Source organism: Streptomyces sp. NPDC048639, assembly GCF_043199075.1.
GTDB lineage: Bacteria > Actinomycetota > Actinomycetes > Streptomycetales > Streptomycetaceae > Streptomyces.
Genome location: NZ_JBICVP010000001.1, coordinates 555,564 through 569,147, shown reverse-complemented (window position 1 = coordinate 569,147; position 13,584 = coordinate 555,564). Strand labels below are relative to the sequence as shown.

Below are 13,584 nucleotides of genomic sequence, written 5' to 3'. Positions count from 1 at the left end.
CGTGCCCGCATCCGTGACCCCCGCACACCGCGGGAACGACGCGAACCGCGACACCGGCAACGCGGACGACGCGAACCGTACGGTCCCCGCGCCCCGTTCACCCCGTACGGGCGACGGCTCCCGAAGCGCCCGCCGCCGGGCCCGGATCCCCCTCCCCGGATTCACCGGGCGGCTGATGTCCCCCGGGCTGCTGGTCCTCGCCGCCGTCTCCGTGCTGCCGTTCGCCGCCGTGGTGGCCATGAGCTTCGCCCGCGTCCATCTGCTCGGCGGGCTGCGTTTGGACGGCGTCGGCGTCACCAACTGGACCCGTCTGTTCACCGATCCCGACACCGCCTGGGCGTGGGTGCGCACCGCCGCCTACTTCACGCTCACCGTCGGCGGCGAGATGGTGCTCGGCACGGCTCTGGCCATCTGCCTGTGGCGGTTGCGCAGCGGCCGCAACGCGGCCCTGAGCCTGCTGCTGCTCCCGATGTTCGTGGCACCGGTCATCGTCGGCCTCCTCGGCCGCTTCCTCACCGACTCGACCTTCGGGCTGTACGCGTGGGGCTTGCGCCAACTCGGCCACCACGGGGACGTGATGGCCGACAGCACCACGGCCTTCGCCGCCGTGACCCTGATGGACATCTGGGAGTGGACCCCGCTCGTCGCGCTGATCGCCCTGGCCGGACTCACCTCCGTGCCCGCCGGGCTGCTGGAGGCGGCGTCGCTCGACGGCGCCGGGATGCTGCGGACGCTGCGCCACATCGTGCTGCCGTGCGTCGCGCCCGTGCTGCTGGTGGCGCTGCTCATCCGGTCCATGGACGCGCTGCGCTACTTCGACATCATCTGGAACACCACGGGCGGCGGCCCGGCGAACGCCACCAAGACCGCGTCCGTCCAGCTCTACGAAACCGCCTTCCGCTTCTTCGACTTCGGCTACGCCGCCGTCACCGGTCTGCTGATGCTGGCCGTGACGACCGTTGTGGCCCGCTGGTTCGTGACTCTCCTCGACCGGAAGGGGCCGGCCGTATGACGTCCTCCACCGCCGGCGCGGCGCCGCTGCAGCGCGGCACCCGCGCCTCCCGCATCCTCGTACGCGTCCTGGTCGCCGTCGCACTGGTGTGGACGCTCGTCCCGCTGGGCTGGATGGCACTGTCGTCCGTGAAGCCCTCGGGCGAGGTCACGGCCCCCGCACCAGACGTCTGGTTCGGCCCGACCCTGGACAACTACCGCAACCTCTTCACCGGTTCGAACAACCTGTGGCCGTATCTGACCAACAGCGTGGTCGCCGCGGGCCTGTCCGCGCTACTGGCCACCGTCCTCGGCGCGCTCACCGGCTACGGTCTGGCCCGCACCCCGATGCGGGGCAAGCAGCACCTCTCGTTCTGGATCATCTCCACGCGGATGGCACCCGCCGCGGCCGTGGTGCTGCCGATCTTCCTGATCTTCCGCTTCCTCGGGCTGATCGACACCCTGCCCGGCCTGGTGCTGGCCTATCTCAGCTTCAATCTGCCGTTCGCCATCTGGCTGTTGAACGCCTTCTTCGCCCAAGTGCCGCCATCCCTGGAGGAGTCCGCGCTGGTCGCCGGGTGCACGCGCTGGCAGGCGTTCCGCCATGTCGTGCTGCCGCTGACCCGCCCCGGACTCGTCACCACCTTCGTGCTGTGCCTGGTCTTCTCCTGGAACGACTACGCCTTCGCGCTGGTGCTCAGCGGACCGCACACCCAGACCCTGCCGCTCGCCGCCGGTCAGCTCGTCACCCAGACCGGCATCGACTGGGGACAACTGACCGCCATCGGCACCGTCGTGGTGGTCCCGATGATGCTCGTCGGCCTTGCCGTACGCCGGTGGCTGGTCACCGGCCTGACCATGGGAGCCGTGACCGGAGAATGACCCCCGACCCTGCGCCCGCCCCCGACCCTGCACCCGCCCCCGAATCCGTACCTGCCCCCGAATCCGTATCCACCGGCCGTGTGCCCGCCGCCCCGGTCGCGCCGCTGCCCGTCCACCGTCCCGCCTCCATGCGCGCCGCGGTCCTCCAGGCGCCCGGCGAACTGGTCGTGGAGGAGCGCCCGGTGCCGGAGCCGGGCCCCGGCCAGGTCCTCGTACGGGTCGAGGCGGTCGGCATCTGCGGCTCCGACGTCCACTACTACGAGCACGGCAGGATCGGTGACTTCGTCGTCCGCGCCCCCATGGTCCTCGGGCACGAGCCGAGCGGCACGGTCGTCGCCCTCGGCCCCGGGGCGACCCGCCACGAGCCCGGTCGACTCGTCTCGATCGAACCCGGTGTGCCCTGCGGGCGATGCATGCAGTGCCGCCAGGGCCGCTACAACCTCTGCCCCGACGTGGCCTTCTACGCGACACCGCCCGTCGACGGCGCCCTGTGCGAGTACGTCGCCGTCGACGAGGACTTCGCCCATCCCGTACCCGCGTCGATGAGCCCGGTGGCCGCCGCGCTGCTGGAGCCGCTGTCCGTCGGCGTCTGGGCCTGCCGCAAGGGCGCGGTCGCCACCGGCTCCCGGGTGCTGGTGACCGGCGCCGGGCCGATCGGCCTGGTCGCGGCGCAGACCGCGCGTGCCTTCGGAGCCGCCGAGGTCGTCGTCACCGACGTCGAGCCCCACCGGCTGGAGGCGGCCCGCCGACTCGGCGCGACCGCCGCGTTCGACGCACGCCGGACCCGGCTCGCCGAAACAGGCTTCGAGCCGGACGTCCTCCTGGAGTGCTCGGGCGTCCCCGCGGTCGCCGACGAGGCCGTACGGACCGTCGGCCGGGCCGGGCACGCGGTCCTCGTCGGCATGGGCGGAGACTCCGTCCCCCTGCCGCTGGCCCATGTGCAAAACTTCGAGATCACAGTCACGGGCACCTTCCGGTACGCCAACACGTGGCCGACGGCCATCGCGCTCGCCGCATCCGGTGAGGTGGAGCTCGACCGGCTGGCGACCCACCGCTACGGCCTGGAAGAGGCCGAGGAGGCGCTGACCGTGAGCGCCCGCGACCGGACCGCGATCAAACCCCTGGTACGTCCGCAGCTCAACCGGCCGGGCGGGGGCAGGGAGTAGGAAGGGGACCGCGTGCCCGCCAAGGCACGGCTGTCGCAGGCAGCGGTGGAGCAGCGGCGGCAGGCCGTCCTGCGGTACGTCGCCGAGCACGGCGAGACCCGCATCGACGACCTCGCCGCCCGGTTCGACGTCAGCCTGATGACGATGCACCGCGACCTCGACGACCTGGCCGGCCGGCACCTGCTGCGCAAGGAGCGCGGGCGCGCGGTCGCCTTCCCCGCCCTCACCATGGAGACGGCCACCCGCTTCCGCGAGGGCACCGGGCTCGCGGAGAAGACTGGCCTGTGCGAAGCCGCCGCTCGTCGGATCGCCCCGGGGAGCACCGTGCTCATGGACGACTCCACCACCCTCTACCCGCTGGCCGACGCCCTCGCCCGGCTCGACCGGCTCACCGTCGTCACCAACTCGGTCGGACTCGCCCAGCGCTTCGGTTCCTCGCCCGGCATGGACGTCACCCTCCTGGGCGGGCGCTACCACGGCGAGTTCAGCTCCTGCACGGGGCCCGAGGTCGGCCGCGGACTGGCCCGGATCCACGCCGATGTCGCCCTGATGTCGGCCACGGCCGTCCTCGAGGGCCGCCTCTTCCATCCCCTCCGGGAGTACGCGGAGGTCAAGGAGGCCATGCTGGCGTCCGCCGACCGTGCCCTGCTCCTGGCGGACCACTCGAAGTTCGGCAAGACGGCCACGTACGCGTACGGCACGGTCGCCGCGTACGAGGCGGTCATCACCGACACGGGCACCTCGGACGAGGAGATCGCGGCTGTCCGCGCGCTCGGGGTCGCGGTGGAGACCGTCGACCCGGACGCGTCCGGGGCGTAAGCGCGCCCGCGCCGTACGCGGCCGACGGCCCGTACACCACTGCCGCCCGTACGCCGCCGACCGACCGCCCGTACGCCGCTGATGACCTGGACGTCGCCGACCGCCCGTACCCCGCCGACCGGCCCACCTCGACCGGCCCACCTCGACCGTCCTGTCCCCGCACCGTGCTGAGAGCATGGGGACGGATTCGACGAGATGGAGCGCGCATGCCGGACACCGGGCCGACCAGACCGGAACAGATACCCGTCCCCACCGCGCGCCAGGCCGGCCCGGCGAGCCCCGCCACCGCCCGCCATCCCGCCGCCCGCCGGCGCACCGGACTGCTCGTCACCCTCATCCTCGGCGGGCTCACCGCCATGCCGCCGCTGTCGATGGACATGTACCTCCCGGCGCTGCCGCAGGTCACCGAGTCGCTGCACAGCCCCGCCGCGACCGTGCAACTCACCCTCACCGCATGCCTGGCGGGCATGGCCCTCGGCCAGCTCGTCGTCGGCCCGATGAGCGACCGCTGGGGCCGCCGTCGCCCCCTCGTCGCCGGCATGGTCCTCTACGTCGTCGCGACCGCGCTCTGCGCCTTCGCCCCCACCGCCGGGCTGCTCATCGCCTTCCGCCTGGCTCAGGGCCTGGCCGGGGCGGCCGGGCTGGTGATCGCCCGCGCGATCGTGCGCGACCTGTACGACGGCGTGGCCATGGCCCGTTTCTTCTCCACGCTGATGCTGGTCTCCGGCGTCGCACCGGTCGTCGCCCCGCTCATCGGCGGTCAGGTCCTGCGCATCACCGACTGGCGCGGTGTGTTCTACGTCCTCACCGGCGTCGGCGCCCTGCTGACCCTCGTCGCCGCCCGGTGGCTGGACGAGACGCTGCCGCCGGAGCGGCGGCACAGCGGTGGGCTGCGCGAGACCCTCCGTACGATCCGCGGGCTGCTGGCCGACCGGGTCTTCACCGGCTACATGCTCGCGGGCGGCTTCGCCTTCGCCGTCCTCTTCGCGTACATCTCCGCCTCGCCCTTCGTCGTCCAGGAGATCTACGGCGCGTCCCCGCAGACCTTCGGCCTTCTCTTCGGGCTCAACTCGATCGGGCTCGTCGGCGTCGGCCAGCTCAACGGCAAGGTCCTGGCCGGCCGGGTCAGCCTCGACAAGACTGTGGCCACCGGCCTGGCCGTCATCACCGCGGCGGCGGTCGCACTGCTGCTGATGGCATCCGGAGTCCTCGGCCGGGTGGGGCTCGCACCGATCGCGGCCGGGCTGTTCGTGCTGATGTCGGCCATGGGCCTGGTGCTGCCGAACACCAATGCGCTGGCCCTGACCCGTACGCCGCATGCGGCCGGTTCGGCCTCCGCACTTCTCGGCACCACCGCGTTCCTCGTCGGGGCCATCGCCTCGCCGCTGGTCGGGGTCGCGGGCGAGCACACGGCCTGGCCGATGGCCCTGGTCCAACTGGTGTGTGCGCTGGCGGCGGTGGCCTGTTTCCTGGGACTGTGCCGCCCATGGGGTGCCAAGGACCACGCGACCCGCTGACCGCGACCGCACCGGTGCTGCGCGCCGGGACCCCGGCGCAGGCCGGGCTCGACGCCGCCGAGCTGGACCTGCTCGTACGCGACGTACGGCGGCTGACCGAGGGCGATGACCCCTGGTGCGCGGGAGCGGTGGTGCTCGCAGGGCGCGGGCCGGTCGTGGCCGTCTCGGAGGCGGCTGGCTGGGCCGTGCGGTACGCGGCGTACGACGCGGGGACCGGACGCGGCGTCGAGCTGCCGGACCCCGGCACCGCTTCCGCCGGGCCCGGGGGAGCGGCGAAGAGGCCCGGGGGAGCAGCGGAGAGGCCCGGGGGAGCAGCGGAGAGGCCCGGGGGAGCAGCGGAGAGGTCCGGGCGAGCAGCGGAGAGGTCCGGGGGCGCCGCGGTGCCCGGGCGAGCGGAGAAGGTGGCGATGCGCACCGGCACCCGCTTCGACCTGGCCTCGCTGACCAAGCTCTTCACCGCGGTCGTCGCCGTACGGCAGGTGGAGCGGGGCGATCTGGTCCTGGACCGGCCCGTCGCGGCGTACCTCCCCGCCTTCGGCGCCGCGGGCAAGGCCGCCGTCACCGTCCGGCAGCTCCTCACCCACACCTCCGGTCTGCGGCCCGAACTGCCCTTCCATGAGCGCGAGGGCCGCGCGGACCGGCTCGCCCTGCTGTGGGAGGAGCCGCCCGCCGCGGCACCCGGAACGGCACACGTCTACTCCGATCTCAACCTGATCGCCCTCCAAGCGGTGCTCGAGCAGGTCACCGGCCAAGGGCTGGACGTCCTCGTACGGGACGGGGTCACGGGGCCGCTGGGCATGACGGCGACCGGCTTCGGGCCGTTCGGGTCCGAGGAGGACATGGCCGCCACCGAGGACCAGCGCCGCCCTTGGGCGAAACTCGACCGCGGCATGCTGCGCGGCGAGGTGCACGACGAGAACGCCTACGCGCTCGGGGGAGTCGCCGGGCACGCCGGGCTCTTCTCCACGGCGGGTGACCTGGCGGTGCTGTGCCGGGCCCTGCTGAACGGCGGCGCGTACGGGAGCGAGCGGATCCTCGCCGCGGAGTCGGTGGACGCGCTGCTGGACCCGCCCGGGCTCGGCTTCGGTACCGACCAGCCGTGGTTCATGGGCGAGTTGGCCGGGCGAGGAGCCGCGGGGCACACCGGGTTCACGGGCACCAGCCTGGTCCTGGACCGGGCCACCGACACCTTTCTCGTGCTGCTCGCCACCACCGTCCATCCCCGCCGCCGCCCCGCCGACAGCCGCCCCCGGGCCGCTGCCGCGACCCGGCTGGCGCGAGCGGTGCGGGCGGCGGAGACCGGAGAGGCGTGAGCCGGGGCCGGTGCGGGGCGTCACGGGGCGCCAGGCGCCGGAGGAGCACGTTCCGGCGCCGTGGAGCACGTTCCGGGGCCGTGGAGCCGAAGATCTAGACTCGGACGCGTGCATTCCCCTCAGCCGGCCCGTCCGGGCACCGGAACACCGCCCGCCCCGGCAGACGCGCTGCGGGCCGCGCTCGCGCGGCTGCTCGACGGGCTGCCGCCGCGCCAGGCCGCGCAGGCCGTGGAGCGGCTGATCGCCAACTACCGGGGGAGCACCCCGACGGATGCGCCCGTACTGCGCGACCGTTCCGATGTCGCCGCCTACGCCGCGTACCGGATGCCCGCGACCTTCGAGGCCGTACGCGCGGCGCTCGCCGCGTTCCGCGCACGGTTGCCGGACTGGACCCCGGCGAGCCATGCGGACGTGGGCGGCGGCACCGGTGCCGCGGCCTGGGCGGTCGCCGAGGCATGGCCGGACGCGGAGGACCGGCCCACAACGGTGCTGGACTGGGCCGAACCCGCCCTCGCCATCGGCCGCGAACTGGCTGCGGACTCGCCTCAGCCCGCGCTGCGCGCCGCCGAGTGGCGCCGGGCGGCGATCGGCGACGGGCTCGCCCTGCCGGGCGGCACGGACCTGGTCACCGTCTCGTATGTGCTGAAGGAACTGGCCGAGGACGCACGCCGGGCTCTCGTCGACGAAGCGGCGCGCGTCGCGCGGGCCGTGGTGCTGGTCGAGCCCGGCACCCCGGACGGCTACGAGCGTGTCATCGCCGCGCGCGAGCGGCTGATCGCGGCGGGCCTGCGCGTCGTCGCCCCGTGCCCGCACAGCGCCGCGTGCCCCATCGAACCGGGCACGGACTGGTGCCACTTCGCGGCCCGGGTCGGCCGCTCGTCCCTCCACCGGCAGGTCAAGCGGGGCTCGTTGCCGTACGAGGACGAGAAGTTCAGCTATGTGGCCGCGGTGCGCGACACCGTGCCCGGCGGAGAGCCCCGCGTCGTGCGCCGCCCCCAACTGCGCAAGGGCCAGGTCCTGCTGGACCTGTGCACGCCGGAAGAGGGCCTGCGGCGCACGACGGTGACCAAGCGCCAGGGCCCGCTGTACCGGGCGGCGCGCGACGCGGAGTGGGGCGACGCCTGGTCCTGAGGGGCCCGGCGAGCGCTCCACCGCCCGTCCTCGGGAGCACGGTCGAAGGGGCCGCGACCGTGCTCCCGCCGAGGGGACGCAATCGGTTGCGTGATGCCGCGTACGGAACCTACGATCGCTGCCCGGGCGTGGGGCGGCCGGTCACCGGGCGGACCCGCACGCGCTGGAACGACGGCTTGCCTCGCTCTCGCACACCTGTGAGCACGTACGAGGAGTCGAGAAGGTGCCGAAGCCACCGAAGGCCTCCGGGGACCGGGCCGGTGGCCCGGATGCCGTACCCCCCGTGGACGACGCCGCCGACCCGCCGGACGCGCGCGGCACACCCGACGCGGAACTCACCCGGCGCGTGCAGGCGGGTGCCCCCGCGGCCGGCCCCGCCATGCGGGAACTGCACCGCCGCCACATGCCCGCCGTCCTGGCGTACGCCCGGCTCGCCACCCGGAACGAGGAGTCCGCCAAGCAACTCGGCGCCCAGGCGTTCGCCCGCGCCGAGGCGGAGACGTGCCGGGGCGATGACCCGGAAGGGCCCTGGGGCCACCATCTCCTCCTGCTGGTACGGCACTTGGCGGCCGCATGGGTCAACGACGGCCGGGAAGGGCGGCTGGCTCCGGGACTGCCCGACTGGATCGCGGGGGCGGAGCGGCTGCCTCACGACACCCTGGAGCCCGGCCCGTCACCGGTGCTGCGCGCAGCCTTCGACGGGCTCCCGCTCCGCACCCGCGGCCTCCTCTGGTACGGCGTGGTGGAAGAGGAACCGGTCGCCGAAGTGGCCCTGCTCCTCGGTGTGGTGGAGACGTCGGTGGCCGAGCTGAGGCCCCCGGCCCTGGACGCGGTCCGCCAGGCCTATCTGCAGCGGTACGCGGAGGAGGCCGGCGACGCGACCTGCCGGAGGTTCCAGCGGCTGATCGAGGCCGCGACGCGGGCCGGCGGCGGACAGTGCGAAGAGCACCTGGACGGGCATCTCGCCCAATGCCCGGGCTGCGTGCGGGCGATCGAGGAACTGGACGCGCTCACGGCGGATCCGCGGGCGGCCCTGGCCGGATCCCTCCTCGGGTGGGGCGGGGCGGAGTACCTCGCCGTGTGCCCGCCCCGAGGCTTCACCGGTCCCGCGACCGTACGGCCGGAACGCCCCGCCGCCGCGGCCGCCCCGGTCACGGCCGGCGCGCCTGTCGGACGATCCGGCGGCGCGGGCGAGCGGTGGGCCCTGCCGTTCATCCTCGTCGCCATGGCCGCGGTGGCGATCAGCGCGGTCGTGCTGCTGACACCCGACGCGGCGGACCGCGAACCGGAGGGCATCGGCGGCGAGGTGCCCCCGGCCGTTCCGGCCCCGCGTACGCCGTCCGTGCCCGCTCCCACGGCCGCGACGAGCAGGCCGCCGGACCGGGCCACCCCCACACCGAGCCGTACGCGGGCCACCGGAGCGCCCACGCCGACGCGGACGGCCCCGGCATCACCCTCGGCAACGGCACCGCCCGTGCTGGCCGGCACGTTCGCGTCCGTGGTGAACGCCGGTTCCGGGCTGTGTCTGGACGTGGAGTCCCCGGAGTTCGAGAAGCGCCCGGACGTGGTCACCGCCCCGTGCAGCGGATCGCCCTCGCAGCAGTGGCGGATGGACGAGCAGGGGCTCGTCCATCTGCGCGCCGACCCGGACTTCTGCCTCGACGCGCAGGGCAGCACGGAGGAGAACCTCGGCATCTGGCCGTGCAACCCCATCGAGGGGGACCAGCCGCAGAACCTGGTCTTCACCGCCGACCCGTCGGGCACCATACGGCCGTTGATCGCCCCGGACTTCGCCGTGACGCCGCAGGACGAGGTGCCGGGTGGCAAGGTCGGTCTCCGTCCGGCCGGGGGCGGGGACGGTCAGCGCTGGGCGGCCGGGTCGTCACCGGCGGCGTAGCGCGTACGGGCGGGACGCGGGCCCGGCCGGGGAGGGCCGGGCCCGGGGCGGATGCGGGGTGGATGCGAACGGCGCGGCGCAGGGCCGGTATTGGCGAGGCCGGGCCCCCGGGTACACGAGGTGTGCCGGGGGCCGGAGCCCGGCGCGGAGGAGCCGCCGCCCGCGACACCGGCGAACCGTTCCCGGGTCGCCGGGTCGCCGGGTCGCCGGGTCGCCGGGTCGCCGGTCGCCGTACGGCGCGGCGCTACGCCGGACGCAGCTCCGCCGTGCAGCACTTCACGCTGCCGCCGCCCTTGAGCAGTTCCGAGAGATCGATCCCGATCGGCTCGTAGCCCCGCTCCCGCAGCGGCTCGAAGAGCCCCACGGCGCCCTGGGGCAGCAACACATGGAGACCGTCGCAGACCGCGTTCAGGCCGAGGGCGGCCGCGTCCGCCTCCTCCGCGATGATCGCGTCGGGGAAGAGCCGGGCGAGGGCGGCACGGCTGCCTGCCGAGAAGGCGGCCGGGTAGTACATCACGTCGTCGCCGCCGAGCGCGCACAGCGCCGTGTCCAGGTGGTAGTAGCGGGGGTCGACCAGATCGAGCCCGATCACCGGGCGGCCGAAGAACTCCTGGGCCTCGGGGTGGGAGAGCGGGCTGCTGCGGAAACCGCGGCCGGCCAGCAGCCAGGACGCGGTGACGGCGAAGTCGCCCTCGCCCTCGTTGATGTACTCGGGCTCCAGGATCTCGGTGAACCCCTGGGCGCGGTACCACGCGAGGTGGATGGCCGCTTCGTCGGCGCGCTGGGGATGTGCGAACTGCGCGCCGAGCACCCGTCCGTCCACCACGGTCGCGCCGTTCGCGGCGTAGACCATGTCCGGTAGGTCGGGCCGGGGCTCGAGCTCTTCCACCGTGTGGCCGAGAGCGCGATAGCGGTCGCGCAGGTCCTCCCACTGCGCGACGGCGAGGGCGAGGTCCACCGGCTTCGACGGGTCCATCCAGGGGTTGATGGAGTAGGTGACCTTGAAGTGCGTGGGTGCGCACATCAAGTACCGGCGGGGAGTGAAGGTCGGGCGCAAGGAGACTCCTCACGGGTGTGTGTGGAGCGCGGAGCTGGCTGCCCGCGCGCTCACATGTTCCCCCCTGACGCCCGTTTCGTCACAGTGACTGTTCAAGTGAATCGCCGGAGGCGGGAAAACATCAGGCGCCGGACCGGTTCTTCCGGGTTTCCTCCGGCCCCGGATCGTCCTCGTCAGCCCCTGTTCTCCGCTCCCTCGTCTCCTTCAACTTCCGTAGCAGCTCGCGCTTTTCGGCCATCGGGTCGACCGCTCCTCCCTGCCCGCGGCCGCGGCGGCCGCCACCGCGCAGGGTGGAGCGGGACAGGTTGGCGCGGGTGCCGCCGACGCCCAGCAGGTTGCCAGTACCGCCTCGGGTCATGAGGTCCTCCTCGGTTCGCCATCGGGTAACGAGACGGTCCGTCTCGTGTCCTGTGCATCAGCGTGCCGGTGCCGGACGGTCTTGTCAAGACGATACGTCTCGCCTCGCGATGATAGGTTTCTGCCATGGCCCAGACCCGTACCCCCGACTCCGCCCGCCGCAGTGAGCGGTCCCGCCGCGCGATCCTCGACGCCTCCCTCGAACTCGTCGGAGAGGTCGGCTACCCCCGGCTCACCATCGAGGCCATCGCCGCCCGCGCCGGCGTCGGCAAGCAGACGATCTACCGCTGGTGGCCCTCCAAGGCCGCCGTCCTCCTCGACGCCTTCGTCGCCCTGGTCGAGGAGTCCGCGGAGGGCGAGTACGAACTGCCGGACACCGGCGACCTCGAGGCCGACCTCAAACTCGTCCTGCGGGCCACGGTCGACGAGCTCAACGACCCCGCGTTCGACCTCCCGTACCGGGCGCTGGCCGCCGAGGGTGTGATCAACGCCGAGCTCGGCGCCGAGTTCGTGGCCAAAATCCTCGAACCGCAGCTCCAGCTCTACGTCAAGCGGCTGCTCGTCGCCCAGAAGGCCGGGCAGGTCGCGGATGACGTCGAGCCGCGTATCGCCCTGGAGCTGCTCGTCGGACCGCTCGCCCAGCGGTGGCTGCAGCGCACCATGCCGCTCACCCACGCGTACGCCGACGCCGTCGTCGACTACACCTTGCGCGGTATCGCCCCGCGCTGAGGCACGCCCCGGACCCGTACGGCCGTCAGCAGGCCCGGGGCGTCCGTGATGATGCCGTTGCAGCCGAGCCGCAGCGCGCGGTCGCGGTCGCGCGGGGTGTTCACCGTGTGGGCCCATACGCGGGGGATGCCCGACGCGGCCGCGCGCCGCAGATCCTCGTCACGGGCCTCGTAGTCCACGTCCAGAAGATCCACGAAGTCCCGCCATTCCGCGGGCCGGTCGTGCCGCATCTGGCGGGCCGAGCGCCAGAGCTGGGCCATGAGCCCCCTGCGGTGCGCCTCGCGGGCGACGGCCGGCCGGTTGGTGTTCACGAACACCGAGTCCGCCAGCCCGCGCTCCTGGATCTGCCGGGCGAGGACGGGCAGGCTGTCCGGGTCCTTGGCCTCCAGCATCAGCACCGTCCGCCCGCCGAACCGGTCGAGCACCTCGGCCACCGTCGGCGGATGCTCGGGCCGCCACCGCCCCGGCAGCCCCGTCCCCGGCCGCAGCCGCACCCGCCGCCACTCGCCCCGCGTGAGATTCCGCACCCGCCCGGCCCGGCCCGTCGTACGGTCCAGCGTCGCGTCGTGCATCACCACGACCGTGCCGTCCCGCAGGATCCGGGTGTCGAAGTCGAGGACCTGGACGACCCCGCTGCGCAGAGCGGTCGACAGCCCGGACATGGAGTTCTCCGGAACCTCCAGGGCGCCGCCGCGATGGGCCACGTAGACGATCTCCGGCAGACGGCCCGCGGAGATCCTCCGGCCGGCGTCGACGGGGACGACCGGCCCCGCCAGGGATATCGAAAGGACCCCCGCCAGCAACGACCTTGTGACCATGAAGACAACGCTAGGTCCGTATTTCCTGACATGCCCCGCATGGGGGGCCAGGTGGATGGCGCCTCCCGGTACCCCGGATGAGGACTCGGGCCACCCGGGGAGGAGGATGGTGGGAGCATTGATCGGGCAACGGGTCGAAGTGAGGGGATGCATGCAACGGCAGAGCAGGTTCTCCACATGGCTGCGCCGTCGTCCCAGGAGCGGGACGAATGCCGGTACGGACGCGGGCGCGGCAGATGCCCGCGAGGACCTGCTGCTGGCCGCCGCCGCTGCCGGATTCCCTCTCGCCCAGGCCGCGTATCCCGAGGGCTACGGCTGCTCCTGCGACCGGATCGGCTGTCCGACCCCGGGCCGCCACCCCGTCTCCTTCGCCTGGCAGACCCAGGCCTCCATCGACGCCGAGCAGGTCGCCCACTGGCTGCGCGCCCAACCCGAGGCCAACTTCATCACCGCCACGGGCATCGACCACGACGTCCTCGATGTCCCCACCGAGGCCGGGCACAGCGCGCTCGCGCGGCTGGAGTCCGAGGGCGTCGAGATCGGCCCGGTCGCCGTGAGCGGCGACGGCCCGCAGGGCCGCGTGCTGTTCTTCACCGCCACCCGCGGCACCCCGGACGACGAGGACGAGTGGTGGCCCTGCGAGCTGGACTGCCACCCGGAGACGATGGACGAGCATCCGGGCCTGCGCTGGCACTGCCGCGGCAGCTATGTGCTCGTACCTCCCGCCCGTCTGCCGTCGCAGGGCTCGGTGACCTGGCTGCGCGGTCCGGAGCTGCCGCTGCCCGACCCGCTGACGCTGCTGGAGGCGCTCACGGACGCGTGCGCCAAGTACGCCGACGAGGACGCGGGGCACGAATCCGCGGCCTGGCCGCTGCGGCACTGAGACCCGTCGCCGCGTGCCCGTGCCG

The 13,584-nt window shown here is 73.6% G+C and carries 13 protein-coding genes; 10 read left to right on the top strand and 3 right to left on the bottom strand.

The window, feature by feature from the left end; translation table 11 throughout:
- The first annotated feature begins 1 nt into the window (after position 1).
- The 8 genes from ACGFNH_RS02410 (at position 2) to ACGFNH_RS02375 (ending at position 9,715) form a co-directional block, all read left to right on the top strand.
- Positions 2–1,012, top strand: a complete 1,011-nt coding sequence (locus ACGFNH_RS02410) for a carbohydrate ABC transporter permease (RefSeq protein WP_393651099.1) — start codon at positions 2–4, stop codon at positions 1,010–1,012.
- Complete coding sequence (locus tag ACGFNH_RS02405) at positions 1,009–1,872, top strand: carbohydrate ABC transporter permease (RefSeq protein WP_393651098.1); 864 nt, start codon at positions 1,009–1,011, stop codon at positions 1,870–1,872. The genes ACGFNH_RS02410 and ACGFNH_RS02405 overlap by 4 nt, the downstream gene beginning before the upstream one ends.
- 80 nt (positions 1,873–1,952) lie before the next feature.
- Positions 1,953–3,038: an NAD(P)-dependent alcohol dehydrogenase gene (locus ACGFNH_RS02400; protein WP_393651097.1), complete on the top strand. Its 1,086-nt coding sequence runs from the start codon at positions 1,953–1,955 to the stop codon at positions 3,036–3,038.
- A 12-nt stretch (positions 3,039–3,050) separates the two neighbouring features.
- Positions 3,051–3,857 (top strand): DeoR/GlpR family DNA-binding transcription regulator, encoded by an 807-nt coding sequence (locus tag ACGFNH_RS02395; RefSeq protein ID WP_393651096.1) that lies wholly within the window; start codon positions 3,051–3,053, stop codon positions 3,855–3,857.
- Between the two features lie 206 nt (positions 3,858–4,063).
- The gene (locus ACGFNH_RS02390) at positions 4,064–5,374 is read left to right on the top strand and encodes a Bcr/CflA family multidrug efflux MFS transporter (protein ID WP_393651095.1); all 1,311 of its coding nucleotides are present in this window, start codon (positions 4,064–4,066) and stop codon (positions 5,372–5,374) included.
- Positions 5,344–6,687, top strand: a complete 1,344-nt coding sequence (locus tag ACGFNH_RS02385; protein WP_393651094.1) for a serine hydrolase domain-containing protein — start codon at positions 5,344–5,346, stop codon at positions 6,685–6,687. The genes ACGFNH_RS02390 and ACGFNH_RS02385 overlap by 31 nt, the downstream gene beginning before the upstream one ends.
- A gap of 108 nt (positions 6,688–6,795) precedes the next feature.
- Positions 6,796–7,818: a small ribosomal subunit Rsm22 family protein gene (locus ACGFNH_RS02380; RefSeq protein WP_393651093.1), complete on the top strand. Its 1,023-nt coding sequence runs from the start codon at positions 6,796–6,798 to the stop codon at positions 7,816–7,818.
- A 223-nt stretch (positions 7,819–8,041) separates the two neighbouring features.
- Positions 8,042–9,715 (top strand): ricin-type beta-trefoil lectin domain protein, encoded by a 1,674-nt coding sequence (locus tag ACGFNH_RS02375; protein ID WP_393651092.1) that lies wholly within the window; start codon positions 8,042–8,044, stop codon positions 9,713–9,715.
- A gap of 244 nt (positions 9,716–9,959) precedes the next feature.
- On the opposite strand, the gene ddaH is transcribed toward ACGFNH_RS02375, so the two are convergent.
- Together ddaH and ACGFNH_RS02365 are read right to left on the bottom strand one after the other, a co-directional pair.
- Positions 9,960–10,772 carry a dimethylargininase gene (gene ddaH / locus ACGFNH_RS02370; RefSeq protein WP_393651091.1) on the bottom strand — a complete coding sequence of 271 codons (813 nt, stop codon included), beginning with the start codon at positions 10,770–10,772 and terminating at the stop codon, positions 9,960–9,962.
- A gap of 121 nt (positions 10,773–10,893) precedes the next feature.
- A complete protein-coding gene (locus ACGFNH_RS02365; protein ID WP_393651090.1) occupies positions 10,894–11,130 on the bottom strand; it encodes a DUF6243 family protein in 237 nt (78 codons plus the stop codon).
- A gap of 125 nt (positions 11,131–11,255) precedes the next feature.
- Here ACGFNH_RS02365 and ACGFNH_RS02360 point away from each other — a divergent pair, with 125 nt between their 5' ends.
- Positions 11,256–11,858 (top strand): TetR/AcrR family transcriptional regulator, encoded by a 603-nt coding sequence (locus tag ACGFNH_RS02360; RefSeq protein ID WP_393651089.1) that lies wholly within the window; start codon positions 11,256–11,258, stop codon positions 11,856–11,858.
- Here ACGFNH_RS02360 and ACGFNH_RS02355 read toward each other — a convergent pair.
- On the bottom strand, positions 11,828–12,676 hold the full coding sequence (locus ACGFNH_RS02355) for a glycerophosphodiester phosphodiesterase (protein ID WP_393651088.1): 849 nt from the start codon (positions 12,674–12,676) through the stop codon (positions 11,828–11,830). The two genes, ACGFNH_RS02360 and ACGFNH_RS02355, sit on opposite strands and share 31 nt — an antisense overlap.
- Before the next feature lie 151 nt (positions 12,677–12,827).
- Here ACGFNH_RS02355 and ACGFNH_RS02350 point away from each other — a divergent pair, with 151 nt between their 5' ends.
- Positions 12,828–13,559, top strand: coding sequence for a bifunctional DNA primase/polymerase (locus ACGFNH_RS02350; RefSeq protein WP_393651087.1), 732 nt, complete (start codon positions 12,828–12,830; stop codon positions 13,557–13,559).
- Positions 13,560–13,584 lie beyond the last annotated feature (25 nt).

Excerpts from the sequence above, each read along its gene's own strand:
- ACGFNH_RS02405 (WP_393651098.1), top strand. The coding sequence starts at position 1,009 with ATGACGTCCTCCACCGCCGGCGCGGCGCCGCTGCAGCGCGGCACCCGC.
- ACGFNH_RS02390 (WP_393651095.1), top strand. The coding sequence starts at position 4,064 with ATGCCGGACACCGGGCCGACCAGACCGGAACAGATACCCGTCCCCACC.
- ACGFNH_RS02385 (WP_393651094.1), top strand. The coding sequence starts at position 5,344 with ATGGGGTGCCAAGGACCACGCGACCCGCTGACCGCGACCGCACCGGTG.
- ACGFNH_RS02365 (WP_393651090.1), bottom strand. The coding sequence starts at position 11,130 with ATGACCCGAGGCGGTACTGGCAACCTGCTGGGCGTCGGCGGCACCCGC.
- ACGFNH_RS02360 (WP_393651089.1), top strand. The coding sequence starts at position 11,256 with ATGGCCCAGACCCGTACCCCCGACTCCGCCCGCCGCAGTGAGCGGTCC.
- ACGFNH_RS02355 (WP_393651088.1), bottom strand. The coding sequence starts at position 12,676 with ATGGTCACAAGGTCGTTGCTGGCGGGGGTCCTTTCGATATCCCTGGCG.
- ACGFNH_RS02350 (WP_393651087.1), top strand. The coding sequence starts at position 12,828 with ATGCAACGGCAGAGCAGGTTCTCCACATGGCTGCGCCGTCGTCCCAGG.